We start from the raw sequence: 26997 nt of genomic DNA on the forward strand, positions 1-26997 counted from the left end.
AAGCTCTAGTCGTTACGCGCCGTTTTCAAAACGTTCATTTTCTGTACGGCAAATTTCTTGTAACGCTACAAACGCTTAGTCGACGCTTGTTCTGTGAACCGTTGCAAGTGATATCGTGAATGGTCGCCCTAGAAAGTAGTCGTATCATGCAAACGCAATACAGCTCCAAAATAACCATTATCGTTGTTTATGTCGGAAAGCTCCCGCAGCTATTTCCTTTTTGGTTACGTTCATGCGAGTTCAACCCTTCTATTGAATGGATTGTCTTCACGGACGACAAAACGGAATACAAATTCCCCCCCAACGTTCACAGAGAACTTATCACTTTCGATCAGTTGAAGCTGCGTTTTCAAAAAATCTTTCCCTTCAAAATATCACTCGACCATCCTTACAAGCTATGTGACTTCAAACCTGTCTTTGGACTTGCCTTCGAAGACTATCTCGTCAATTCTGATTTTTGGGGACACACGGATGTTGATCTTCTTTACGGGAATATCCGACAGTACTTTACCGATTCCGTTCTTGATAGCCACGACAAATGTTTGGGATTTGGGCATTTGGCACTTTTTCGCAATGCGACAATCGTCAATGAGGCGATAGTTGGTCGGCCGGATTATGGTGGTTGCTCGCGTGAGTATCGTCGAGATTACTTGGGACCATTGGAGTCGCGTCACCGCGATCAGTGGGAGCTCAACCTCAGCAGATGGGAGAGCACCAAAGCGTCGATCGCTGAAACGGTGTTTTCCACAGAAGATGGCTACGCATTTGATGAGTGGAGCCTGAAACGTTACGGTGTCAACGATCTGTTACTTGATAGCGGGCTTTCGCTTTTTGATGAACGGCCATTTGCCAATATCCATATTCCGAAAGGACATTTTGAACTGTCCAGGTTTACCCATCTTCCTGAACAGCATCCAACTAGCCGTTCGGTTTTTTCCTTCGATCGTGGACGGTTGCAACGACACAGAATTGCCCAAGATAGGATTATTGAGACTGAGTTGCTATATTTGCACCTTCAGAAACGCCCGATGGGGCTAAGCGTATCGCCTGAGCAGATCGATCGATTCCTGGTTGTACCCAACCAAATTGTCGAACTCCCAGGGGAACTAAATGACGATAGGATCCGTCGGCTGGGACGTCCACGTTTCTTCTATCCATACTTTTTTCGATTCAAATACGAGAATTCGAGGAAGAAGATCGGAAGGGCGATGAAGCGGTGAGCCCATTGGCGGATGCCGTAGTGAAGGCCAATTCCCCCACCATCCAAGAATTGCCTGGTCGAACCGAGGAGTCCATACCTCGCTCAAACCGCTCGTATCGAACGAGCTTGCGTACTGGATTTCAGTGGACGTTCATAGGCAATTCCGTTTACGCTGCCTCTCAATGGGGAATTCTTGCGGTTTTAAATAAGGTAGGGTCCACCGAAGCAGCCGGGTTGTTTCTATTAGCGCATGCCATTGTTTCACCCGCTGCTCTATTTTTTAACTTTAATTTCCGTGTTGTCTGGGTAACGGACGCTGCTGCAAACATACGGTTTGGAGAATTCGTGTGTGCAAGATTAGTCTATAGCGTGCTTCTGTTGGTTTTCGTTGTCGCTATCGGGCTGATAATGCCAGATGCAAACACAAGCATCGTTTTATCTCTTGTCGCAATGGGAATAGCTGCAGCTGGACTGTCAATTTCAGATTTGTTCTGTGGGCTATTTCAAAAACAGGAACGTCTCGATTTATCCGCGCGAACCACCATGTTTCGGGGAATCCTTAATTTTGGCTCCTTCGCATGCACATTTTGCTCAACTCGAAATGTCGTCGCGTCGATCGCAGCGATGGGAATCGCTCGGATCTTCCTTGTACTCTTTCATGATTTACCTCTTGCGAATTCGCTTTTTGGACAACAACGCACTTGGCGACCCAATCCCGAATTTGGGCTCAAATTTTCCTGGGAATCGACACGCACATTGACGTGCATAGGCCTCCCACTGGGGATCAATGCGATAGCTGGCTCGCTAACACCGCAGATCCCCAGACTCATACTAAACTACCAAAATGGACTGGAAGCTCTCGGTGTTTTTGGTTCGATCTCTCAGGTAATTGCAATCGGTTCCATGGTGATAACAGCCCTAGGAACCGTATTTATGCCGCGACTGTCTAAAGCTCATCAAAAAGGTGACGTCAAGCAGTTTGTATATTTGACGTTTTGGTCGATTGCCGTAGCTATCGCTATTGGAACTACTGCGGTCTGCGTCTCTTCGCTCATTGGGGAGAGATTATTGCGATTGCTCTACACACCAGAGTATTCGCAATATCAGTCTGTACTCGTGATTTGCATGTTGGCGGCGACGGGCTCTTTTGCTGGGTGTATTTGCGGCATGATCATCGCTTCGGCACGCCGTTTTTCGCTAGTACTCGTTGCCTCACTCTCGCAGTGCTCTATGGCACTGATTGCGGCATTGCTTTTCATACCAAGATTCGGCTTGCATGGTGCTGCATACTCACTGGTGGTCAGCAATATCATCATGTGCATTCTGTATGCGGTATTTCTTGCCAGTGTGGTGAGGGACTTGCGTCACGCGGCAGTTTCATGATTGACGACTTAAAAGAAGACTTTTTGCGAGTTCGGAGGAAATTCTCCAGTCGCATACCGCTGGTGACTCTCGCTGCGGTCTCGGCCTCCGTTCTATTTCTACCGCAATTGCGAACCGTGTTTCTCTATCGATTGGCTAGATGGTTTCGAACGCATCGCTTGAGTATTCTGGCGAGATTGTTTGACATCCTCAATCTCCAATTGTGTTTCTGTGAAATTAGTTCAGCAGCAGAAATTGGTCCGGGATTAGAAATTGCGCACGTGGGCGCGATCACCATTGGCGGTGGAACGAGACTGGGACGTCGATGCGTGATATTTCAGGGAGTTCTTATCGGCAATAGCTTTAATCATCTAGGAATCAAGAAAAACGCCGATGGTCGTCACCAGCCCGTAATTGGAGACCAGGTTGTAGTGGGAGCGGGTGCGAAAATCCTCGGCCCTGTTTGCATCGGCTCCAACGTCATTGTCGGGGCCAATTCCGTGGTGGTTTCGGACATTAGTCCTGGAAGCGTCGCGGTGGGGATACCGGCTCGCACGATTCCCGGTGACGCTGAGCGAATTCCAGCAATAATAATAGACTGATAAGAACAATCGCGTTGAATCTTTTGTTTCGAATATCGATTGGGTGGACATTCTGCCTGCTAGCTTTAGGGTCGGCACTTCTGTTTTTCGAAGAGTGCCACCATTGGTACGTGCTTCCCCTAACCCTTTGTGGGCTGCTAGTATCTCCAGACGCGGTGGCCTGGTTTGCACGCGAGGGAGATTCCCTTGACCTATACAATGTGACAGGATTATTTGGTGTAATCTTTTTTTTTCTGATCCCTGTCTTCAGCATTCCGTTCGGTCCAAGGCTTGCGTTTATTTTTGATCAGCCGGAAGACTACAGACCTTGGATTGGGATGGTTGCATCATTCAATGCTCTAGGGCTTCTAGCCTACTATTCAGCACGGGCGTTGACGGACCTTGCCAAACCGGGGAGGGGAAAGTCCTGGCAAGTTTGCCCGGAGCGCTTTTTTGTTGTGGCCCCGTTGCTACTATCATTATCTTTGGCTGCACAAGCATTGTTCCTGGTGCGAGTCGGCGGTTTGGGTGCAGTTGTAACCAAGGAAGCCAACCTCAGTGGAATGGGAATTCTATTCCTTTTCTCCGAATCATTTCCCTATTTGCTTTTTGTTTCAATCGTTTTATACTTTCGAATCGATGGCCGGAAGATACCCTCTGGAATATTGCTTGGGCTATTCCTTGCAACGATTTTGCTGATGTTTGCATTCGGTGGACTACGAGGCAGTCGGAGCAACTTTTTGGCTGGCGTGATCTCAATTGCAACGTTGATGCACTACACACAGCAGCGTATAAGGCGGCGTTGGCTAATCATGAGTGCAATTCCCATCTTTGCATTCCTGGTCGTTTATGGTGTTTACAAGAGCCTAAGACACAAAATCGTTGAAGTTGAATCACTTGAAGAGTTTTCTGAAGTATCGTCCACACATAATCGAACGTGGCAGGGAATGATCATCGGCGACATTGGTCGATCGAGTATCGAAGCCTATACACTATATAAACTATCAACAGGAGACGACTACGAATATGCGAAGGGAAGCACTTACCTTGCCGCAGTAACATTGCTGGCGCCAAGGTCGCTCAGGCCACCGCTGCGGACTAGTACGATCGCCGGCACAGACTTGCTATATGGGATGGGAAGCTACACAGGCTACGGCAAGGGAGCTGTTCGATCAACACGGATCTTCGGGGTTGCAGGTGAAGCGATGCTGAATTTCGGACCTTGGTTCATTCCCGTTGCATTTTTCCTTGTGGGGATCGTCATGTCTAGGTCGAGAGCCTTTGTTCGCAATACACCTTTGTGTGACATGCGTTTTCTAGCCTATCCCTTCGTCTTTCGAGTTCTATTAACTATTTGGATGCTTGATCAAGCGAATGTAGTGTTTGCGTTGTTCAAGAATGGCGCCTTTCCGCTACTTTTTGTTATCCTGGTGTCAAGACGGCAGGCGTTGACCAACCACGGGATCCATACGACCTTTTCAGGTCCGTCAAACGCTGGACTGACCGAACCGCTTAAGCTTGAAGGCCAGTTAAATTAGTGCGCTTCGTTTCTCGGAGTTTCGAAAATCAAGTTCTTCTCATCACCCTCAAAGAGTGCGCTGTAAGCAATCTAAAAATGAAATATCATGGCAATCTGCTCTTCGTCGCCGACTCGGTCTACACAAAGCATGAGAATGAAATCTTTGGGCTTCGCGTCTTCGGCCGAGAGTTCTTCGATGCATACTTAAAGGTTTTTGACACTGTAACAATCTGTGCTCGAGTTCAGCAAGTGGATCAACGTCCAAAGGATCTACCGCGGACCGACAGCGAACGAATTCGTTTTGTCGGCCTGCCCAACGTCCATGGCATTAGATGGTTGCTCGGATGTGACACTAGAATTCGGTCCTCCATCTCGACTGCTGCCGAAAAGGCCGATGCATTAGTTTCACGCGTTCCGTCGACTACGGGGTTCATTGCATATCATGCTGCGAAGAAGTTGCGTAAGCCATTTTTGGCTGAGGTTGTCGGCGATCCCCTGGACTCGATCTCGAACTATGGAAAAGGGCCAGCGTTTCAGGCACTCGGGTGGATTTACTATCTGCGGTTCAAACGGTTCATGAAACAACAGAAACTGGCATCTTACGTCAGTCGGAGAATTCTCGGTGTGCGTTATCCGGCTGCCGACGATGCTCTAGTCGAGGAATACAGTTCGGTCAGACTATCCGCAGATAGACTGCTTCAATCAAAAGCTTATGATGCCCCCCCAAAGACTCTGCAGGTCCTCTGTTTACTCAGTTTTCTGGGTTACAAACGTCACATCGACTTGATACACGCTGCCGAGATACTCCATCGAGCAGGAATCAGCTTTCATTTGCACATGGCAGGTGACGGACCGGAGAAATCTTTTATCGTTCAACGCTGTCAAGAGCTGGGAATTTCCGATGCAACGACGTTTTACGGTTATGTGGCTGATGCGCAGGAACTCAACGAAATCATTGATCGATGCAACGTGGTTGTTGTTCCCTCTGCACAGGAAGGTTTGCCGCGATCCATGCTGGAAGGGATGTCTCGGGGGCTTGCTGCGACTGGTTCGGAAGTTGGAGGAATTCCCGACTTGGCCAGGGAGACCGAGGTATTTTCCCTAGGCGACGTAGACCATCTTGCGAAAATACTTAAACGTTTTGCCGGGAGTGCCAAAGAACTTTCTGCTGCAAGTGAGCACGCCATCAACACGGCACGTCAATATACGGCTCCCATCCTTGAGCCTCGCAGAACGCGAATGTATCAGGCACTTGCCAATCAAGCCGGTTGCAACGACGCCATCATATAACGACCGAAAAAGTGAATACTCTTTGGCTTCAAATTCGTTGGGCGTTGCCGGTATGGTTCTGCCTATTGGTCACCGGTTGGATGCCGGACAACCGAATCGCGATTCGATTGCGTGGTTGGTTGGTCTCGTTCTTCGTCAAGAAATGCGACGGAAAATTTGAACTGGGAAAGGACGTAACGTTGCTCAACACACATCGGCTTACCATTGGACAGTCCTGCTACTTTGCGAAAGGAACGTGGCTCAATGCGATGGGAGGAGTAACGATTGATGACGAAGTCGTCTTATCTCCCTACGTCGTAGTCGCATCAAGTAACCATGGCTTCAGGAATGGATCGGTACGGTTTGGAGGCGCCCATCCGGCGCCAATTCGTATTGGACGAGGCTCCTGGGTCGCGTCTCATAGCGTCGTGACCGCTGGCGTCAGCATCGGCGGAGGCTGCCTGGTTGCAGCAAACTCAGTCGTTACCCAAGACATGCCAGATGATTGGATTGTAGGTGGCGCCCCCGCAACTAGAATTAGAGAGCGTATCGACAATCCCAGTAGTGTGGTGCAACAGTGTCAAATTCAGAACTAGCCCGTATATTTATAGCGACAGAACAATCATCTCCACTCGCCCAAAACACGGCTATCGACAACGCTGGTATCGTCGCCACGCCTGAAATGTGCCTCAAGGAAAGACCACTTGAGGGAAAAAAACTTTGTGTGATTGTCACGGCCTCAGTGACTCTCAGTGCCCTTTATCGCGGACAGTTTGATTTTCTCATTAACGAGGGAATGCAAGTAACGGCAGTCTCTGCACCCGGAGCGGATCTGGAAGAGATTGAGAAACTCGGAGTACGAGTGGAGCCGATTGCCATGGAGCGAGAGCCCAGACCCACCCGCGATTTGATGTCACTGTATCGTTTGTGGCGGTTTCTGCGACGGGAACGATTTGACATCGTGCATGTTTCGACACCCAAAGCCGGGTTCTTGGGTGCCGTGGCTGCACGATTGGCTTGTCAACCTTGTATTGTGTTTACCTTACGGGGTCGCACCTACGAAAACCTTTCGGGTCTTAAACGAGGTCTTTTTGCCGGTCTTGATCGAACGACCTGTTCAATAGCGAAATTGGTGATTCCCATTTGCAGAGAACTTGGCGATGCAGTGATTCGTGAAGGGATTTGTCGGCGAGAGAAGCTGCGATTTGTCGGCAAAGGATCCAGCAACGGGATTGAGGCCTCAAGATTCCATCGTGACGCCGAAGCCGAAGCGACAGCTACTGATCTAAGGAAACAACTCGGCATCGACAATCAAGACATCGTCGTTTTGTTCGTGGGAAGAATTCGACGCGAGAAGGGAGTCAATGAATTGGTCGAGGCCATGAAGCCACTATTGAACCACTACCCCCATTTGCACATGGTGATGGTGGGAAGCCCGGAATCTTCAGACCCGATCAACTCCGAAACCGAAGTTGAAATCAAATCGAACGATCGAATTCACGAACTCGGGTGGTTGCCCAATCCTGAACGCGCCTTTTGGACGGCAGACATCGTCGCCATGCCCAGCTATCGGGAGGGATTTGGCAACGTCGCCTTGGAGGCTGGAGCCGCGGGACTGCCCGTCGTGGGATTCGACATCATGGGATTGCGTGAAGCGATTGAAGATGGTGAATCAGGCATTTTAGTGCCACTGCGAGACACACAAGCACTGCAAAGAGCTCTTGAGCAATTGATAATTGCTCCAGACCTGCGAATGAGCTTAGGAACGCAAGGATGCAAGAGAGTACACGATCATTTTCGACAACAAATCATCTGGAATGGTTTAGCTGAATTGTATTCGCAACTCGCTTGAATTAACAGCTTTCCGAGAACGGAATACTTCCCTAGATCGATTGATGACTTGACGGATTTGCAGAGCAAATATCTGAAATCAACAGAAGAATTGCTTAGTGATTTCTGAACAGTCAAAACGAACCATTTTGGTCACTGGATGTGCTGGATTCATCGGCTTTCATCTTGCAAAGCGGTTGCTTGAAGACGGTGAGAGTGCTGTGGGTGTCGATAATCTCAACGAATATTTCAGCGTAGACCTGAAGTGTGTCCGTTTGCGAAAACTGAGGTCTTTTGACAGATTTGCATTCGAGGATTTTCACCTTGCCAATGATGCTGAAACGGTGCATTTGTTCCAGCGGTTTGACTTTGAAAGGGCCATCCACCTTGCCGCCCAGGCGGGAGTTCGCTACTCAATCGATAATCCAAAGGTCTATCTTCAATCCAATCTGGTTGCCACAGGAAACATCTTGGAAGGTTGCCGTCACCATAGTGTGAAACACCCTATCTACGCCAGCAGCAGCAGCAGTGCTTGTGGGGCGAATACTCGGCAGCCTTTTTCCGTACATGACAACGTCGATCATGCGATCAGCTTGTACGCAGCGACGAAGAAATCGAATGAACTGATAGCGCACTGCTAAAGCCATTTATACGGATTGCCGACAACCGGCCTAAGGTTTTTTACCGTTTACGGTCCCTGGGGGCGACCGGATATGGCGTACTACAAGTTCACGCGGGCCATTCTGCGTGGGGAACCGATCAATGTCTTTTGAGCCATGGCCGTATGAAGCGAGACTTCACTTATGTCGACGACATCGTAGAGGCCATCGTTCGCATTGTCGACCATACAGCCACATCCAATCTTTCCTGGAACAGCAATGACCCTGACCCGGGATCGAGTACGGCACTGTACCGCGTATAAACCTCGGCAACAACCAACCGGTCGAACTTTCCAGGTTTATTGAGATCATTGAAGAGAGTCTGGGCGTCAAGGCCAACATCAATTACCAACCCATGCAACCGGGCGAATGTATTGGAAACCTTCGCGGACGTCGATGATCTAATGCGTGTCGTCGGTTTTCGTCCGAGGACGAGCATTGAAGAAGGTATCGCAAACTTCGTGGATTGGTATTGTAATTACTATGTGGACGAAGTTCTGGAATTCGCGGCTGTTTGACGCTATTGCAGAAAAACCAATATGCATAAACGCACGTTTGACCTGCTTTCCTCGTCATGCTTGTTAGTGGTGCTGAGCCCGATCCTTTTTGTGGTCGCTGGTTTGGTCAGGCTACGCTTGGGATCGCCCATTTTCTTTCGGCAACGTCGCCCCGGGTTAAAGGGCAAGCCGTTTGAACTGATGAAGTTCAGGACGATGACCGATGCGCGCGATGCAATGGGAAATTTGCTTCCGGACAATCAAAGAATGACAAGATTCGGACGGTTTTTACGATCGAGTAGCCTGGACGAGCTTCCCACGCTTTTAAATGTCATCCGTGGCGACATGAGCCTGGTTGGACCAAGGCCGCTGTTGATGGAGTACTTGCCGAAGTACACGGCAGAGGAAAATCGTCGGCATGAGGTGCGTCCAGGGATTACTGGCTGGGCTCAAGTCAACGGACGAAACGCGATTCGCTGGGAAGAAAAATTCCGGCTGGACGTTTGGTACGTCGACCATCAAAGTTTGTGGTTGGATCTTTACATCCTGATGCTGACGGCGTGGAAGGTTGTTCGGCGGAGTGACATTAGTGCCGATGGGCACGCCACGATGCCAAAGTTTGAACGAAGGCCTTCGTCGAACAGCGTCTACGATCCAGCAGACGCATTGCCGAACATCAACTGAACGCACACACCTGGAGTAATTCGAATGCCCGAAAATTCGTTCCATAGTCTTGACCGATCTCAATTGTCGAATCGAATTCGATTAGTTTTTGAAGAAGTTGCAAAGGACGGGGAAAAAGAATTTGCCTTGCGCGATGAAGATTCCACTGTTCTGCTGAATTCTGGTCTCGACTCATTAGATTTTGCGATCATTGTTGCTAGGCTAGAGGACGATCTCGACGTGGATCCTTTCGCTGCCTCGGATGATGCGTTCTATCCGAAAACCTTTGGCGATTTTGTCGACTTCTATTTCAAGAACATGCCCGAGTCGAAAGAGTCGGGTTCGCCTACATGAGCCTCCGCGATCAACTTCGAAACGTTGATCCGTGCCGGCGTCTCTGGTCGACACAGGATGGGGGAACGTACACGGCGAATCGATTGCTGGACGAACTGAACACCGTTGGCGAAACCCTGAACCGACTTCCTCGTCGTGTCGCTATCGTTGCCACGTCCAGTCTTGATCTCGCCTGGTTGCTATTGGTCCTTGACGGTGCCCTTGAGCAGATTTCCATCGTTCCGTCAGGCGTTGATCAGACCACACGCAATCGACTACTGAAATCTTCCGGCGCCAATGGGGTGATTTGTTGCGAAAACGCGCCTGTCACAGAGTTTTTTCCGGCCGTACGCCTGAAATCGATAAATTCAACGAACCCTATCGCAGTTGGCAAATTGGGTAAATCGAGTGCAGAATTCGCATTGGGCTCGCCTCAAGGGAATGCAACCAAACGAACCGGGCAAGCCACCCGATGGCAAATGTGTACGTCTGGCACAAGCGGGCCACGGAAATGGGTTAGCCACACGCTGCGGTCGCTGACAAAATCATTGAAACGAAACACGGAGGCTGGTGCGAAATTTCGCTGGGCATCCATCTACGATCTTTCCAGTTTCGCGGGTCTACAAGTATTTCTACAGAGTTGGTATGCCGGTTCCGAACTCTTGATGGTCGACCATCAAGAGCCGATACAGGATCGAGTGAATTTCTTGGCCGATTCTGGATGCAATGCAGTTTCAGCGACTCCATCAACATGGCGCGTCCTTCTGATGAGCACCGCGATTGCGTCATTGCGATTGAAGCAAGTAACACTGGGGGGAGAGCCTGCGGATCAACTGATACTGGACACGTTGCAAAGAACATTTCCAGACAGTCGGGTCACTCATATTTATGCTTCAACGGAAGCGGGCGCGGGTTTTGCGATATCGGATACACGTGAGGGATTCCCAGCGAGCTACTTGCACACTCCCCCCCGAGGATTGGAACTTTGCGTCAGCTCGAACAGTACCTTACTGATTCGCCCTGAATGTTTTGACCAACATTATGCTGGTTCCAAACGGCCGATTCAAAACGCCGACGGTTTCATTGACTCCGGTGATCTTGTCCGTCGCCAAGCAGATCGTTTTGTGTTTTGTGGTCGTGCCGATGGGGTGATCAATGTGGGAGGAAGAAAAGTTCATCCGTTTGAAGTTGAGTCTTGCTTGCTGCGGCATGACAGTGTCTCGATGGCCCATGTTTTTGCTCGGCGGAGCCCTATCGTTGGCTCGCTTGTACAGGCCCATGTTGTGTTGCGAACCGGCTTGAGTCCCACACGAGAAATCAAAACGTCCCTCATGAACCACTGTAGGGGACATCTGCAGCCACATCAGGTTCCTGCCAGCTTGAGAATAGTGGATTCGCTGCAGCTGTCCGACAATGGAAAGCTTCGTAGAGCGACACAGGAATCGTCTGACCCTAAGACATTCACCACAGTTTCAAATTGAAAGTCTGACCGATGCGGCTTCCTACCGAATCGATACTGCCCCCCTTCCGTTTGCGTCAATGATGCCTGACGAACCATACCATGAACATCGAGGAACTGTCGTCGTCACTGGGGCAACCCGTGGCCTGGGTTTGGCCATTGCTGCGCGACTCGCAAACGATTGCTTTCAAGTGATTGCCACCGGTCGATCAAAAAGCCGGCAGTTTTGCGAGCTCGAAGACGACCGCCAAATCCAGAACCACGTTAAGTTTGCCGAGCTTGATTTATCGAATCACACCAAGATTCGGGAAACGGCACGGACGATCGAGAAGGAACACGGGCCGATCCTTGGGCTTGTGAACAACGCTGCAATTGGCACAGATGGAATTCTTGCAACCATGCATGAAACACAGATCATTGAGCTGATTAATGTGAATGTCACTGGGACGATCTTGCTGACTAAGCATCTAGCACGGTCGATGCTGAAACGCCGCACTGGGCGAGTCATTAATGTAGCGTCGATTATTGGACACACTGGGTACAGCGGACTAAGCGTCTACGCGGCAAGCAAATCGGCAATGCTTGGTTTCACCAGATCGTTGTCGCGGGAACTGGGCAAAGCTGGAATTACCGTCAACAGTGTTTCCCCTGGCTACATGGAAACCGACATGACAAAGTCAATGTCGGCCGATAAGCTTTCGACAATTGCCCGCCGAAGTCCAATGTCAAAGCTGGTCGACGTCCGAGAGGTAGCAGGCACGGTGGCATTCCTGCTAAGTGAGGACGCAAAATCCATCACTGGAACAGACATCGTGGTGGACGCAGGCAGCCGTGCGTGAAACCAGCAAGGTCTTATTGAATGAACGGGCGTTTCACAATCTTCAAATTCCTGCTGGTGCAAAGCATGCCGTCCGCGATGTCGCGATCAATATGCGTCAGGGCATCAACTTGGCAGTCTTCACCCACCCGACGGCCTTGATGAACAAATGAGTTTGCTCCCAACAGGGTACGCGCACCGATCGAGCAGTTACCACTGATTTTGGCACCGGGATTCACCGTCGCGTGGCTTTCGATCGACGCGTCGTGACCGACGGACACCTGAAAATTGATCATTGCATGATCTGCGATCTTTGCATTGACGGAGATGATTGAGTGCGCGCCGACGTATACGCCCTCTCCGATCTGAGCCGTTTTGGAGATCAATGCCGTGGGATGAATCACGGTAGAGGGAGTCAACCCGTTTGACTTGGCAATGCTTAGGCAACTGCGTCGAACCCTCTGGTTCGCCATCGACAAAATGTATCCACAATGGGCCGAGAATTTGATCGTTGCAATGTCGCTGATCGGGATCTGCAGATCTCGGTCAGAATACTCCTTCTCTGGCACAACGAACTTCGCACTATTGAAGGTTGTGCTGTTCGCGAGGGCGGCTTCCGCAATCTCGAGCGCCGTGCTATGGCTTCCGAAAATATAAAGGGTGCCTGAAATCATGGTTCAACAAGCTAAGTTGACAGAAAACGCGGATTCACAAGGCCGGATCTGGCACGAAAACAATGTTCTGGTCATCGGCGCGGGCGGCCACAGTAAAGTCGTCTGTTCCACGTTGCGTTTGCTCGGGTGGAACATCATTGGCGCCCTTGACGACCACCCACAAGGCCAGACGAGTCTTCCAATTCTAGGTCGTTTATGCGAGATCGACGAGTACTGGAACGTACGAAAATTCATTGGCATCGGATGCAATCGTCTGAGGGCACAGATTGATTGCGACACACTGGTTTTTGTTCCAGGAATCGTCCATCCCGCGTCAACCGTGGACCTATCGGCTTCCGTCTCGGAAGGGGCCGTCGTTATGGCCGGAGCGGTCATTCAGGCCGATGCCGTCGTCGGACGGCACACAATCGTAAACACGCACGCGACCATCGAACATGATTGCACGGTCGGCGACTATTGCCACATTGCCCCGGCAGCATGCCTGACCGGTAATGTCTCGATCGGACAAGGCACGCTTATCGGTGCGGGTGCCACCATCACGCCAGGGGTCTCGGTGGGCAGGTGGGCCGTGGTGGGGGCCGGCGCGACAGTGATTAACAACATCGCAGATGGCCAAGTTGTGGTGGGAACACCAGCCCGCCCGATTCGGCAAACAGACACGATTCGCCCAAAGAGATGAAGAAGACTTAACATGCCGACACAAACTGGATCCCATAGCCGAATCTATTTGTCCCCCCCGTGCATGACTGACTCGGAGCGGACTGCGCTTTTACGAGCCTTTGATTCGGGTTGGGTCGCCCCGATCGGACCAGAGATTGATGCATTTGAAACCGAGTTCGCCGAAAGGGTTGGGGTTCGTCATGCCGTTGCATTAAGCAGCGGAACAGCTGCCTTGCACCTTGCCTTGCTCGCTTGCGGTGTGATGCCGGGAGACCGAGTCGCTGTCTCAACATTGACCTTTGTCGCTTCAGCAAATGTGATCCGCTACGTTGGCGCTCACCCAATCTTCATTGATAGTGAAGAAGCGTCGTGGAATATCGACCCGCAGCTCTTAAGGGAAGAGATTCGCGAACAAGATGCCAAGGGGACTCCGATCCGAGCAGTGATTGCCGTCGACTTATTTGGTCAATGCGCCGATTACACCAGAATCCGAAATACGTGCAACGAATTCGGTGTTCGGTTGATTGAGGATGCGGCGGAAGCACTGGGGGCACAATGCAATGGGGCGTCGGCAGGTTCATTTGGCGAAATCGGCTGTTTCTCATTCAACGGAAACAAAATCATCACAACCAGTGGTGGTGGAATGCTTGTCACCAATCATGCCGCGCTGGCTGAATCAGTAAAACGCTGGGCAACACAGTCGAGGTTGCCGACACGACACTACGAGCATTCCGAGCTCGGCTACAACTATCGCCTGAGCAATCTCCTGGCCGCGATCGGGCGTGCTCAGCTGGCACGACTTGATGAGACCGTGAGACGCAGGAGACAAATTTTTGATCAATACGTCTCTCGGCTCGGGCCCCTTTCGGGCATCCGCTTCATGCCCGAGGCACCTGGGAACACATGCTCGCGATGGCTTACGGTTGCCTTGATTGACGAATCAGAATTTGGCTGTGGACGTGACGCCGTCATCGATGCGTTGGAACAACAAAACATCGAGAGTCGCCCAACCTGGAAACCGATGCATTTGCAAGCCTTGTACGAGGGAGCGACTATTCGCGGCGGAAGTGTCAGTGAGCGAATATTTACCGAAGGCGTCTGTTTGCCGAGCGGCACATCAATGAGCGACGACGCTGTGGATCGCGTTTGTGACGTGGTCCAAGCGACCGCGTCTCGCTTGACGATATCTAACGCTTGACCGTTTTCCTAACGGTCAGCCGATCGATTAATCGAGACTGTCCACACGATTAAGAAGAGACAGGTAATCGCTGGGAGAATCAGAGCCGGTTTTGATTTGCTTGGTCCATCCAATGCGAAGCACCGCCGTGATCAGGAATCCAATTAGCACCCCGAGAAGGTTTTGAGCCAGATCGACGAGCTCGAATGAGCGAGCTGGACTTACAAGATGAGTTGCCTCTATCGCAATTGCGTAGCAGGCAAGAAACACATATCGGGTCGCAATTTTAGGGGGGACACGAAGCCAGCTTGCTGCGACACTGAGGAGTAGCATTGAAAGAAAATGGACATAGTTCAAAAGGAACTCGCTCTCGAAGACGATCAGAGACAGAACCTCCGGTCCACGAGCGGAAGTGAACCCGACCACGGTCGCGCACCACAGTAGCCCGAACAGGGAAATCCGAAACCACTTCTCCATCAGTCACCTTTTGCTGGTTCTCGTCAAATCGTCCGCTGGTTTTCGTCGCGTGTCCATCGTAGTCGATTGACAGAATTCGGATGTGAAGATTATCACGGCCCTCGATGAATTGATGACCGATGTGATTCATCCGCGAGATGGCTTGAGGTCTTCGTTGATTCCACCAATACAGGCTCAAGTACCATCTTCCAAATGCCGATATCCCCGCTTAGTAGGTATGATGGATAGTTGAGGCCATCCACACGGAATGGCAAAAAAACCGGGGAGGCGCCCACGGGCGTGCAGATCGATGGTGCGATTGACATTGCTGACTTTTTTGGTGCTCGCATCAACTGGAGCGATCTGCGGGCAAGGGATCGGGTCTTCGTATCCCAGGTCACCGACGCTAAGCCCCTATCTGGATTTACTTCGAAACGATGGTGGTGTGCTCCCAAATTACCAGCAGTTTGTCCGGCCAAAGATTCAACTGCGAGCACAAATCGAACGTCAAAACTATGAAATCCAGCGTCAGCGGCGTGCCATCCGGTCTCTGGATCGCCGTGTCTCGACTCCGCAAGCACCCGGCAATTTGACCACGGGCGTTCGCGCGAGCTTCCTGCGGTATTCGACGTTTTATCCGTCGTTGAATCCATAGACGGCGGAAATACTGCCGTGTGGAATCTGACTGCGACGTAGGTTCCACTGCTGCTGGAAATGGCTGATTCTTGCTCTGACAGCGGGCAGGTTGGCAAAATTGCATTCGTATACAATGAATGCTTGGTAAAGGCGAAAGTCCTTTTTACGTGGTCGAGGTCTGCGGACCTCCCGCTTCTAAATGCTGAAACTTCGGACAGCGTGACTTCACGGGCGACGCAACCGACGAAGCGTTAGCATTTCACGTGGCTCAGGTGAATCCTTGGTGATGGCCACAGCCGTGGTGGTGGCAAGCATCAGCCTGGCTAACTAAATGTCTTCAGTGTGAATGCTGCTCCGAACCGCCACTTCGGCAACGATGCCGGACGCGTGTTCGAAGTTTCGAGCCTAACCCGGATTTCTTTCGGCTTCCCTCCAACCAAGATTGCCCGAGAGCCAAATTGAAACGCACCGTCAATACCAAAGCTGCACTCATATTGTTGATCGCGGTTACATCCGTTTCTGCGATCGCAGTCGGTTTACACTACTTCCAGAAGGGTCGGAGTGCGGAACTGTTCCTGTCGGCTGCACGGGAATCCGCAGAAGAGGCTGACGTGGAGGGAGCCATCCGCAGCTACAAGTCGTATTTGAAACTTCGAGCCGACGACAATGAGGCACGGAAAGAGTTTGGACAGTATCTCTTTGACCTGGAGTTGTATGGCACCGCTAGCGAGGAGCTTGAGCACGCGTTGCGTTTGGAACCGGACGCCACCGAGAGTCGCCGACTCGCTGCACGCTGCGCGATGCTGACCGGACGTGCGACGGACGCAGATGAACACATTCATCGAATTGAAGAATACGGCCAGGATGCTGAGTTGCTTGACTGGCTGGCACAGTGTTCCCAATATCGTTCGGAGCCAGAGGAGGCTGAGCGGCTATTTCGATCATCGATCGCAATTGACCCCAACCAAGCCGAAGTTCATTTCCGTCTAGCAAACCTGCTTTCGCGCGTCATGGACCGCCCGACGGAGGCGGATGATGTGATGGAGGAGATGATCTCGGCTAACGCAGATTCAACGATCGCTCATAGGCTTTATTCACAGTATTTGCTGTCGCGATCGTCCCACGCGCGGTCAATCGGCGAGGAGGAAGACGCTATTGAGTTGGTTTCCCGTTCGCTCAAGGAAGCTGAAAATGCTGTGGAGCTGGACCAAGAGGATTCCGACAGCTTGGTGCTGCTGGCAAATGCTCACTTATTGGCAGGCAATCCCGGGGCTGCGAAAAAGGCTGCACTTTCTGCGCAGACTCTGTCGCCGAGTGATCCGCGATCAACACTACTTCTTGCAGAGCTGGAAGTCCGTGCCGATGAGATCGACAAAGCGATCGAGTGGCTGACCGACGGCATTCGAGAAATCGGAGACACCCCCGCAACGGTACCCTTGTACGGAAGCCTTGCGGGCATCTACTTGGATCAACAGCGACTGGAAGACGCGGAGCTGGCGATTGCCCAGATGCAATCACACGGAGCGGCCCCCGCCATGCTGGGATATCTGCAGGGCAGGGTAGCAGCAGCCAAGGGCCAATGGTTGGATGCGGTCAAACAACTGAAGCTTGTGCGGCCTTCCCTGGTGGGAAACCTACAGGTGCTTCGACAGTTGGATTTCGTTCTGGGGACCGGACACGAGATTTTGGGACAACCCGAGTTAGCGATGTCGGCCTTTCGACGTTCGATTGAGTCGGCTCCGGACTGGATTGCCCCTAGATTCGCGCTGGTGCGTGTTCTCGAAGCGTCCGGCCAACTTGAAAAGGCATACGCGGAAATGGTCGATCTGATGGCCCTTCCGAGTGCGCCCCGCGAGGGCCTGATTCAGCTGGGACGACTCGCACTCGCTATCAATTCACGCCGACCGTTCGCAGAGCGTGACTGGGCGACGACCGAGCAGATCGTGCATCGTGCAGTCGCAGAACTGGGCGATACCCCAGATGTCGCGGTCCTAAAATCACAATTGTTGATTGCTCAAGGCCACACTGACACTGCGAGCAAACTACTGGAAGATCATTCCTCAAATGCTGCCGCAGGTTCCGACGACACGAGCTGGACACTCTTGCTTGCCAAATCAAGGCTTGCTCAGGGGCAATCCAACTGGGAAACGGCTCAATCCCTGATTGATCAAGCTGAGATGAAGCTCGGCATGTCGGCTGATCTGATCATCGAGAGGGCATTGTTGATCGCACGGCGTGACGGAAGCGACGGAGTTTCAACGATCCAAGACATCGCCCAGAATGCGACTGGCCTGGACGGCGAAGATCAAGTCAGGGTGGCTGAACGACTGTCGGCGATCGTTCGTGACTTGGGAGATTCTTCCACGGCGTTGCAGATGGTGCGGCCCTATCTAGAAGAACACCCAGAAAGAGTGTCCGTGTGGCAGTTAGCTTTCGAATTAGCGCTGTCCGAAAACGACCGGTTGCTCCAAACTCAAAGCCTCGATCGGATCCGTGCAATCCAGGGCGAAAGTTCTCTATGGCACTACTTCAGTGCGGTGAAAGACTGGTCGGCTGTGAAAGGCAAGGAACAAGAATTCGACCAACGAAAGATTTTCGCGCACCTTGATAGTGCTGAAGAGATGCGTCCAGGTTGGGGACTTCCCGCAGTACTGAGAGCGGAGATTCTTCTGGATCAAGGGGACGACGATCTTGGCATCACACAATTGGTTTCGGCCATTGAGAACGGAGTGCGGTCCAAGGCAGTGGTTCAAAAAGCGGTTGCTTCACTCTACCAACGCCGCGAACTCGAAGAAGCAAACCGAATCCTAAATCTTGTCGACACCGCGGACCCTGAACTGGGGCGTCTTTCGTCCGTTGTGTCCTTAGGGCTGGAAGACACCGAGCGTGGGCTAGAGAAAGCAAGAAAGGCGGCCGAAGCTTCTGACTCATTTGAAGATCACCTGTGGTACGGGCGTGTGGCATTTGCCACGGCACAAACGATGGGTGCCGACGAAAAATCAAATGTGGACCGGAATGCGTTGCTACTCGAAGCGAAAAACGCATTCCGTCGCGCCTGCGAAATCAACCCAGAAAACCCCCAATCGTGGATCTCACTCATCGATATTGTCCGCCGGCAAGAGCAACCGGAAGACTTGGCCAAGCTTTCGCAAAAGGCGATTGAGGCCGTCGCGGAGGCGGATCAAGCCGCGTTGCGGGCACAAATACAGTGGATGACAGGCAAAGATTCTCAGGCCGAGAACACGTACGACGAATTGATTTCGTCGCCAAACCCGAATCCGGCTGTCTTGCGAAAAGCAAGCGAATTCTATCTGTCGAAAAGCCTGTTCGAGAAAGCAAAGAATGCGTTGACAGTGCTGACTTCCACAGACGGAACGAGCGAACAAGAATTGTTTTGGGCTCGGCGGCAGATCGCGCTAATGTCGCTCATGCGCCCCGAAATGGTGAAAAACGAGAATGCACTGTCACTGATTGAGAAAAATCTGGACGAAGCAGGCCCGAATTCCTCCGACTTGCGGGTCAAAGCTCGACTGCTGGCGAATTCACCGGAAACTCAGGTGCAAGATCTCGTATCCGCTTGGGAAGCAGTGACCGAATCTTCCCAGGGAAGGACGGCGAGCGATTACTCCAGTCTAGCGTTTGCTCGAATGAAATCGGGAAATCTTCAGGGCGCTCTGGCTGAGCAAAGATCTGCAATTGCGGCGGCCCAGACCACCGGAGAACGCAACCGTATGGTCACCCAGTACGCGGGATGGCTGCTGGATCAAAACCAGTTGTCCGAAGCGGAAATCTGGCTGGAAAATCTCGAAGACGAAAGCGAGGCATCAAAAGCCACCCATTTGATTCGGGCCGATTTGGCGGCGAGAAAGGGAGATCACACCCGGGCAACTGAGTTACTGACAGACATCCTGAACACCATCACCAAGGATGGAGATTCCGATTCAGCAGGTGCAACCGCAGCAGTGCTAACCCAGGTTGGGCAAGCAGCAGAGCGAATTGCAAATCGCGTCGATTCCGATGCTCGATCCCGCTACACGAAAGTTGTAACTGCCGCGTTCCAGCGTGCAACCGACTTGAATGCCAGTGCACGATTCTATTTGGCATCATCGCTTTTGCACCAGAACAACATTGATGCTGCAATCACTCAGCTAGAGCGTACCCCTGTGCAGGAAGCTGAACTCGGGTTGGCGATACGGGCGCTCGACACCTTGGCCGTATCCAAGCAGCTTAACGAAAAACAGCTGGAAAGGCTTGAGATTTTGACGCAGTCGTTGATAGAAGATTTTGGGCAAAGGTCGTCTCTTCAGATGGTCCGTGCTTCACTTGCGAAATCGAAGGGTGACGTCGATCAGGCAAGCAAAATCTATCGCGATGTGTTAGGTTCCGACGAGCAGAATTTGATCGCACTGAACAACTTGGCGGTCTTGCTAAGCGAATCCGACGGCAGTTTGGCCGAGGCAGCAAACCTGTCCGATCTAACCATCCAGATTGCGGGGCGCATGCCGGCACTACTGGACACTCGAGCAGTCATTGCAATCGCATCGAAAGAGAACCAAGTCGCCTTGGAGTTGCTGAACGAGGCTACGCAAAAAGAACCAAACGCCATGTTTCTGTTTCACAGGGCGGTTGCCCAGCTTAAAGCGGGAAATCAAGATCTGGCCAATGCCGACTTTCAAAAAGCCATCGCAATCGGGCTTGAATCGGACCAGTTTGGTAAACGGGAACTGGGTTGGTTCCAGATGCTGCAAAAATAGTGCCCCAACCGCGTTCCGTATTCCAAGGAAAAGAGCCTTGCCCGACGTTTCCGTTGATCTCCCAAAGCCCTTCACCTCCAATCGTGAGAATGCGGCGGGCGGAATGGCTTCCCATGTGCTTCCCTACGTCGCATTTCTATTGCTCGTCCAAATGCGTGGCACGGGTTTGGAACCGGGTTCGCCATGGGGTTCGCTATTGGAGGCGTCGGTGCCCCTGCTGATCATCGCGTATTTCGGATATCGAGGATTCTATCCCGAGTTGCGTTCTACGGAATTGAGATTCCAATGGATTCCCGTCGACCTTTGCTTCGGAATTGCCACCGGAATGGGGTGGATGTTGCCGTACGCTCTGGGCCAGTTGCCGACACCGGAAACGGGCTCACTTTCGGGCGAAAGCACTTTGATGGATTGGGCTGCACGAGGCACAGCAATGGTGATCGCTGTACCGTTGCTGGAAGAAATTTTTACACGCAGTTTCTCAATGAGATTCATCGATACTTACGATAGCGAAACGTCGAATTCATTCCGTGATCATCCCATCGGCGTTTTCAGCTTAAGAAGTTTCATCGGGACCATGGTCCTGTTTACGTTTGCTCATGCAACTTGGGAGTGGTGGGTGGCCATCCCATGGATAGCCGTTACCAATTTGTGGTTCTATTGGCGACGATCCATGTGGTCACTTGTTTTTGTTCACGTGGCCGCCAATTTGACGCTAATGGTCGGCGTCGCCGTCACAAAACACTGGTACTTCATCTAAACAGACCGACAGGAGTTTTGCGACACATGGCAACACGCCGGTAAGCGAGTGATCGCCCCATTTGTCGGTTCGTTCCTTGCTTATGCGTTTTGAAGTTGCGTTTTTACACGAGGCATTGGTTTTTAGGTAACTCGAAGCGTCAGCGAGGCGATGTCAACATCATTTTTTCCTTGCTCACGCGTCGGGTTACCAAAAAAACGCAACTTTAAAACTTACGCGTCGGGCTACGAAACTTAAAAAACAATTGACCGCCCACTTGGAGGGGTCGCAGATTGAAGGTGGCCGATACGCCCTATTTTATGACGACTTTCAGCGACAGCTGACCATACCGATCGATTCCTGATTATCGCTCGGGACGATTGCAACCATCGACGGGCCAAAGGATGCGTTTCACCGCATCCGGAGGCCCATTTTATTTGCGCGAATGCATCGTGGCCATTCGAAATCGCATACAGAAAGATACCCAAGTACGTCATGAAACGGATGTTTCACCGACATACCTGAATTTGTTGCCACAATCGATACACGTGTATAGATGCAGCGACCAAATACGGACTGCGGATCTGGTTGACTTTGCGGATTACCTTGTTCGAGTTGTAGTGGACGGAGCGGATACTCCGATCGTTGCGATAGATCCAGATGTTTCTACTTGACCGGAAATCCCGGGACGAACGACTGTCCACTACTCGATTTGGGCTCCCTGCGGAGACACGCCGTGCCAACCATTCGAATTCACGTCCTTGTAATTCTAGGGATTTTGCCACTGGCAAGTGGATGCCATCTAACTCGTCACCAAAAGGGAATCGCCGCACGAGCCCAGAAGGTTGCCATCGAACCAGCGAATACCCCAAGAGAGCTTTGCAAGACGACGCTTCCGACCTATCGCATCGAGCCACCGGACATCCTAGACATCGAGGCGGTGCGTATCGTTCCTCGATCGGACTACAGACTGAACACCACGGATGTATTGCGGATTCAGGTCAAACGAGCTGAATTTCGGCGTCTGGCCCCCGGTGACACGGTCACAATCCGCGTTCCCGCGGCGCCGGCACTTGCCCCTATTGATGACCTGTTTCTCATTCAGCCCGACGGCACCGTCAGCCTGGGTGCGAACTACGGCAGTGTGAAGATCGCCGGGGACACCTTGGAACAAGCCGAGGAACGAATTGAGACCAAGCTTGATGAAATTTTGAAGCTTCCCGAGACCTACGTCGCGCTGTCCCAAGCGGGAGTTCCGGTGGACGGTGAATTTTCGATCGAACTGGACGGGACGGTCGATTTCGGAGCACCCTATGGTGCCGTCGCCCTGGACGGGCTGACCATCACCAAAGCCCGCCAAATGCTGAACGAACACTTCAAACAATTCTTTGAAGCTCCGGCGATTACAATCAATTTGCTGCAAGCAAGCATTTTGCAACAGATCGTGGGCGAACACATGGTGGGACCTGATGGCAGCATTACCCTTGGCATCTACGGATCGGTGCCGGTGGCGGGCCTGACCGTTGCAGAGGTCAGCGAACTGGTCGAAGCCCAGCTTGCGATCTACCTGGATGAGCCGCAAGTTGCCACCTCCGTTCTGTCATACAACAGCAAAGTGTTCTACATCATCGCCAATGGTGGTGGTTTGGGCGACGGTGTCTATCGGTTTCCCGTCACGGGGAATGAGACCGTCTTGGATGCCTTGTCGCTGATTCAAGGCTTGCCTCAGGGCTCCAGCTATCGCATGTGGGTTGCACGTCCGACACCAGAAAAAGGACAGTACGTCACGATGCCAATTGATTGGGCGGACCTGACGTCGCTCGCCGCGACCGAGACGAACTATCAGCTGCTGCCAGGCGATCGCCTTTATATCGACCATGATCCGATGATGGCATTCGACAATGGTATTGCCAAGTTGACCGCTCCGCTGGAGCGTATCATGGGCTTCAGCATTCTGGGGGCCGAAACGGCCACCCGCATGTCAGGCAAAGTCTTAAGTGGTGGCGGCAACCCACGAACAAACTTCTAAGCGTCGTTCGTCTCCATGAAAAGCACCCGAAAGGCGGAAGTTTACCAACAAGTCTGGCGATCTGCTTCTTTTCGCCACCGACAGCTATGGTGAATTTGACAGGATCAACTGTTCAAAGCTTCCATCAATTTCAACTTCCTCCGGGAACGACTCCTCGACGCCTAAATCGGGAACGGAATTCAACTGATCGGATGCAACCGATTGGCTGACGGAAACGTCCAGATGACCGACAATTTTCGAGCCCATGTGAGTATCAAGCCCGTCTTGACTGATGCAGGAGTTGCTGCAATTACCCCTGCCGACACACCAAGCATCACCGTCGTTCCAGTGCGTCGGCTGGTATCCATAGTAGCAACGCACATGCTTGGGGGGGTGACAGCCCTGCAACTCGAACGCCGAATGAAAAACACACCCGCCAGATGCGGGGACTAACGCCAGGCAAAATACTGCAAGAGCAATGCGGATAGGGACCCCCATCTCTTGATTGGTAGCCGAAAGCCGCATTCGCGAAAACGTGACGTGTCTTTGGACCATGGGATCGCCCGATCGTTGTGAAAGTCATTTGATCTGCCGGAAGGTCGTCGGCGGCTTCTAAGATTCGGCGGAATATTCAGCGTTTTCGGTGATCCCACGCCTGCTTCTGCCCCAAAAGGGCGGGCATGGCCATTCAAAATGCCCATCCGCATTCTGCCTGTGACGGTCAATGGGATTCTGTGGGCTGCGGGCCAATTCGGCCGGTCCTAGTTGGGAATCGTTCGAACAGCCCCCCCCTTCTGAGCCGGAACGCTCTTTCTGATAGGCCCCCATCCCCCAATGCGGCGGCGTCAACACACTTGCCTTGGCAACACTATGTCGCTGATTCGCCCCAGATGATGGTCAAACAAGCAGGAATGGTTTTGCGACCGGCCTGGCACGCAACAATATGAATCGCAATATGCCGTATCGAGAAGTCAGCGTAAAACTCGATATACGCCGTCGCGCCCACTACAGCGACAGATGAAGTTTCGCCGAACCTCATGATGCCAATATGAAGCCCTCGTGGGGTGCGCATATTGGAGAAACCATATACCTTCGCCGCCGAATCGAGGGTAGTCATTTCGATTCGATGAAGGCGGTGAAATGGTGGTGAATCCGACCGCAAATGTGATTGCGCCGGCGGAACCCTCCCTTATAAACCGAGCGTCAGACGGCTTTGGTCTCGAATGCCGTTTCGATACTTGATCGCATCGGTTGATGCTGTCCAACACTAAATCGAGTGCGGAAATAGCGAGAGCGTTCTCGCTGCTTTCACTCACGACGTCAAAACGTGTTGCTGGACAACGATCCGCCAGGCGCTCGCCCCACTTCAGAATCTGAACCCGTAGGAACAAAAGAATGACACGTTTGAAAGTACGAATCGCATCACTTGCGATCGCCGGCTTGATGGCATGTGCTCCGTCGCTGCAAGCGCAAACCATCACCGGGCAAGACGACTTTGGTGACAGTTGGAGCGGCAACACGCCGACCGGCGGCAACCAAGTTTTCACTAGCCGAACCATCACCCCAGACAACTCTGGAAACTTTGGTTTCTGGTGGGGAATTTTCGGCGGCAGCAACTTCGATTACTACGGAATCACCGACCGACGTATCAACTTTGATGTCGCGGACGACTCGGCTGGCACGTTCCCGATTGATCAGTTTGGCTTTGCATCATCGTTGTTCCCAAACGACAACTTCGTCGCAATTGCCGACTTGGCTAACAACGACAACCTGAGCGGACTGGCGTTTGCTGATTGGCAATTCGACATTTCCGCACAGGGAGCAAGCCCGTTCGACGTCCACCGTATCTCGCTGACGATGGTCGCCTATGGCGATTTCGAATCCGGCGATGACAACGTGGTATTCAGCGGCGGTGTCACAGGTCAGCCGAGTGCAACGTTCTTCGATTTCGGCCTTTCGGCCGCTCAGGATGCAGCGGACACATTGTATCAGGTGACCATGGAAGCCGGTGGAGTGTACGACTTCTACTTCCAGCCCAGCGCGTTCTTTGACGTCAACGAATGGAACAACCTTGTTCTGAACGGACCATCGGGAAGCGTGACCTACCACCCCAATGACAACGGTGGCGCCGACGACGATGGAACCGCATTCAACGGATTCATCGCCGAACCGACCTTCAGCGATCCCGCCGGTGTCACCCGTGCTTACACCGATGGCTCGTTCGACGAGCAAGAAATCGAGGCCTTTAAAGACCCGATGGTCGAACAGATTTCAGGTGTCCAACTAGACAACCAGATGCAGCAATTCACCGCTGTCGTGAAGGGCGTAGGCACGACGTTTGATCTAAACATGACTGCCGCACAGAACGCAAGCTTCGAGATCATGGCGTACGACAACATTCTACTGGAATCGGCCGTTCTGGGTGATGCCAACGGTGATTTGACTGTCGACACGCTGGATATCTCGCCTTTCGCGTTGGCGCTGGTCGACCGAGCCGCATATGAGCTGGCCAACCCGGGAATCGACCCCGACTTCGTGCTGGACTTCAACTGCGACGGCGTTTTCGATTCGCTGGACATCGCGCCCTTCGGCAGCAAGTTGGCCAGCCCCTGATTCAATGGCCGCCTGCTGGGCGTGCCACGTTTGTTGTTTGATGTTGAGTTTCATGTTTTTGGTTTAGGAATTTACGATGAAAAAGTCCATCTTGATGGCAATTGTTGTGATCGCGGCCGTTTCAGGTCGTGCGAACGCGCTGGACATCACGTTCAGCACCTCGGCGACCGATGCCAACGCTGGCAACGTCTTAAACGTTGCTGCTGGATCGACCGGCAACCAACTGTACATTTGGGCCAATGCCACCGGCGACCCGAACAGCGTCGAAGGCTTGGGCCTGGATGTCACAGCGGACAACGGCAACCTGTTTGCCACGTCTCACGTGATTGAAAACCCGGTTTTTCAAAACATCCCGGGATTGGATCGTTGGAATCTGGCTGTTAGCAACGGAACTCTTAACGATTCCGGCGTTCTGGTCAACGATTCTCTTGGCGCTGCTCTTCCAGGCTTGGGTGGCTTGGCGTTTTACCAGGGAATTCAAAACGTTGGCGGTCCGGTGCTGCACAGTGTTCTGACGTTCGATGCCCTGGGTGCTGGAACCACAGAATTGGGTTTCGAAAAGGGTATTGGCAACATCGCTGCTAACGGCCAAGTTCCTACGTTGAACTTTGGTAGCGCTACCGTTAACGCTGCGGCGGTTCCCGCCCCGGGTTCGATCGCCGGCCTGCTGTCGTTGGTCGCCACCGGCGCCATCGTCATGCGTCGTCGTCGCCGTTAAGCGGCATCTATAAGGATAGATGACACCACCACCAGTGTCACAAGCCTTTGTTGACTTGTGGAGGGGTGGGCTAAGCGTCGGCGGCCCGCCCTTCCTTCGGTTTATTAAGTATTGACGCGTTCGGTTCAATCCAGATGCGCACGATTGATTTACCCACTTCGACGATTCGATTTCCCGGCCTGTCGTGTGCGCGGCGGCCTTGTTTCGACGCGTCGCGAACGATGTGGCCGTTGTTTGAGTTTCGCCCTTCGACGATTATGCCACGTGCCGGCGGCTTAACATGAATAGCAGATGGACAAAAGTCGTCGGGTTTTGTAACCCGACGCGTCAGTCTTGCAGCATCGCTTTGCTGGTACCCCGACGCGTGAGCGAAGA

At 52.2% G+C, this 26997-nt stretch carries 22 protein-coding genes and 1 pseudogene; 19 read left to right on the forward strand and 4 right to left on the reverse strand.

What is annotated here, in order from left to right; all coding sequences use genetic code 11:
* The first annotated feature begins 146 nt into the window (after positions 1 to 146).
* From Mal65_RS20550 to Mal65_RS20605, 11 genes and pseudogenes are all read left to right on the forward strand, one after another.
* Complete coding sequence (locus tag Mal65_RS20550) at positions 147 to 1220, forward strand: DUF6625 family protein (protein WP_165701422.1); 1074 nt, start codon at positions 147 to 149, stop codon at positions 1218 to 1220.
* Between the two features lie 107 nt (positions 1221 to 1327).
* A complete protein-coding gene (locus Mal65_RS20555; RefSeq protein WP_145301949.1) occupies positions 1328 to 2584 on the forward strand; it encodes a lipopolysaccharide biosynthesis protein in 1257 nt (418 codons plus the stop codon).
* A gap of 158 nt (positions 2585 to 2742) precedes the next feature.
* On the forward strand, positions 2743 to 3165 hold the full coding sequence (locus Mal65_RS20560) for a serine O-acetyltransferase (protein ID WP_231131193.1): 423 nt from the start codon (positions 2743 to 2745) through the stop codon (positions 3163 to 3165).
* A gap of 200 nt (positions 3166 to 3365) precedes the next feature.
* A complete protein-coding gene (locus Mal65_RS20565; protein WP_165701423.1) occupies positions 3366 to 4682 on the forward strand; it encodes a hypothetical protein in 1317 nt (438 codons plus the stop codon).
* Positions 4682 to 5953 carry a glycosyltransferase gene (locus Mal65_RS20570; RefSeq protein WP_231131194.1) on the forward strand — a complete coding sequence of 424 codons (1272 nt, stop codon included), beginning with the start codon at positions 4682 to 4684 and terminating at the stop codon, positions 5951 to 5953. Before Mal65_RS20565 ends, Mal65_RS20570 begins: the two co-directional genes overlap by 1 nt.
* Positions 5954 to 6509: 556 nt before the next feature.
* Entirely contained in the window at positions 6510 to 7784 is a 1275-nt protein-coding gene (locus tag Mal65_RS20580; RefSeq protein WP_145301961.1) for a glycosyltransferase family 4 protein, read from the forward strand.
* 124 nt (positions 7785 to 7908) lie between these two features.
* A pseudogene (locus Mal65_RS27575) lies at positions 7909 to 8939 on the forward strand (GDP-mannose 4,6-dehydratase).
* A 21-nt stretch (positions 8940 to 8960) separates the two neighbouring features.
* Entirely contained in the window at positions 8961 to 9602 is a 642-nt protein-coding gene (locus Mal65_RS20590; protein WP_145301964.1) for a sugar transferase, read from the forward strand.
* Positions 9603 to 9626: 24 nt separating this feature from the next.
* Positions 9627 to 9935, forward strand: a complete 309-nt coding sequence (locus Mal65_RS20595) for an acyl carrier protein (RefSeq protein ID WP_145301967.1) — start codon at positions 9627 to 9629, stop codon at positions 9933 to 9935.
* Entirely contained in the window at positions 9932 to 11395 is a 1464-nt protein-coding gene (locus tag Mal65_RS20600) for an AMP-binding protein (protein ID WP_145301970.1), read from the forward strand. Before Mal65_RS20595 ends, Mal65_RS20600 begins: the two co-directional genes overlap by 4 nt.
* 58 nt (positions 11396 to 11453) lie before the next feature.
* On the forward strand, positions 11454 to 12212 hold the full coding sequence (locus Mal65_RS20605; protein WP_196784337.1) for an SDR family NAD(P)-dependent oxidoreductase: 759 nt from the start codon (positions 11454 to 11456) through the stop codon (positions 12210 to 12212).
* A 13-nt stretch (positions 12213 to 12225) separates the two neighbouring features.
* Here the strand turns inward: Mal65_RS20605 and Mal65_RS20610 are convergent, their stop codons facing one another.
* Complete coding sequence (locus tag Mal65_RS20610) at positions 12226 to 12864, reverse strand: DapH/DapD/GlmU-related protein (protein ID WP_145301973.1); 639 nt, start codon at positions 12862 to 12864, stop codon at positions 12226 to 12228.
* Between Mal65_RS20610 and Mal65_RS20615 the strand changes: the two genes are divergently transcribed.
* Positions 12851 to 13543, forward strand: a complete 693-nt coding sequence (locus Mal65_RS20615) for an acetyltransferase (protein ID WP_145301976.1) — start codon at positions 12851 to 12853, stop codon at positions 13541 to 13543. The two genes, Mal65_RS20610 and Mal65_RS20615, sit on opposite strands and share 14 nt — an antisense overlap.
* 63 nt (positions 13544 to 13606) lie before the next feature.
* Positions 13607 to 14722, forward strand: coding sequence for a DegT/DnrJ/EryC1/StrS family aminotransferase (locus Mal65_RS20620; protein ID WP_146439377.1), 1116 nt, complete (start codon positions 13607 to 13609; stop codon positions 14720 to 14722).
* 27 nt (positions 14723 to 14749) lie between these two features.
* Here the strand turns inward: Mal65_RS20620 and Mal65_RS20625 are convergent, their stop codons facing one another.
* Positions 14750 to 15178, reverse strand: coding sequence for a VanZ family protein (locus Mal65_RS20625; RefSeq protein ID WP_145301982.1), 429 nt, complete (start codon positions 15176 to 15178; stop codon positions 14750 to 14752).
* A gap of 319 nt (positions 15179 to 15497) precedes the next feature.
* On the opposite strand from Mal65_RS20625, the gene Mal65_RS20630 reads away from it, so the two are divergent.
* The 4 genes from Mal65_RS20630 to Mal65_RS20645 all read left to right on the forward strand — a co-directional run bounded on the left by Mal65_RS20630 (position 15498) and on the right by Mal65_RS20645 (position 23312).
* Positions 15498 to 15812 (forward strand): hypothetical protein, encoded by a 315-nt coding sequence (locus tag Mal65_RS20630; RefSeq protein WP_165701425.1) that lies wholly within the window; start codon positions 15498 to 15500, stop codon positions 15810 to 15812.
* A 439-nt stretch (positions 15813 to 16251) separates the two neighbouring features.
* Positions 16252 to 20547, forward strand: coding sequence for a tetratricopeptide repeat protein (locus Mal65_RS20635; protein WP_145301988.1), 4296 nt, complete (start codon positions 16252 to 16254; stop codon positions 20545 to 20547).
* A gap of 37 nt (positions 20548 to 20584) precedes the next feature.
* The gene (locus tag Mal65_RS20640; protein WP_165701426.1) at positions 20585 to 21304 is read left to right on the forward strand and encodes a CPBP family glutamic-type intramembrane protease; all 720 of its coding nucleotides are present in this window, start codon (positions 20585 to 20587) and stop codon (positions 21302 to 21304) included.
* A 715-nt stretch (positions 21305 to 22019) separates the two neighbouring features.
* The gene (locus Mal65_RS20645) at positions 22020 to 23312 is read left to right on the forward strand and encodes a polysaccharide biosynthesis/export family protein (protein ID WP_165701427.1); all 1293 of its coding nucleotides are present in this window, start codon (positions 22020 to 22022) and stop codon (positions 23310 to 23312) included.
* 84 nt (positions 23313 to 23396) lie between these two features.
* Here Mal65_RS20645 and Mal65_RS26680 read toward each other — a convergent pair whose 3' ends face one another.
* A complete protein-coding gene (locus tag Mal65_RS26680) occupies positions 23397 to 23558 on the reverse strand; it encodes a hypothetical protein (protein WP_165701428.1) in 162 nt (53 codons plus the stop codon).
* A 601-nt stretch (positions 23559 to 24159) separates the two neighbouring features.
* The gene (locus Mal65_RS20650; protein WP_145301997.1) at positions 24160 to 24408 is read right to left on the reverse strand and encodes a hypothetical protein; all 249 of its coding nucleotides are present in this window, start codon (positions 24406 to 24408) and stop codon (positions 24160 to 24162) included.
* Between the two features lie 278 nt (positions 24409 to 24686).
* Between Mal65_RS20650 and Mal65_RS20655 the strand changes: the two genes are divergently transcribed.
* Together Mal65_RS20655 and Mal65_RS20660 are read left to right on the forward strand one after the other, a co-directional pair.
* Entirely contained in the window at positions 24687 to 25904 is a 1218-nt protein-coding gene (locus Mal65_RS20655) for a hypothetical protein (protein ID WP_145302001.1), read from the forward strand.
* 76 nt (positions 25905 to 25980) lie between these two features.
* Positions 25981 to 26622 (forward strand): PEP-CTERM sorting domain-containing protein, encoded by a 642-nt coding sequence (locus tag Mal65_RS20660; protein WP_145302004.1) that lies wholly within the window; start codon positions 25981 to 25983, stop codon positions 26620 to 26622.
* The last annotated feature ends 375 nt before the right edge of the window (positions 26623 to 26997 follow it).

Origin of the sequence: Crateriforma conspicua, from assembly GCF_007752935.1 — a bacterium.
Taxonomy (GTDB): Bacteria; Planctomycetota; Planctomycetia; order Pirellulales; family Pirellulaceae; genus Crateriforma; species Crateriforma conspicua.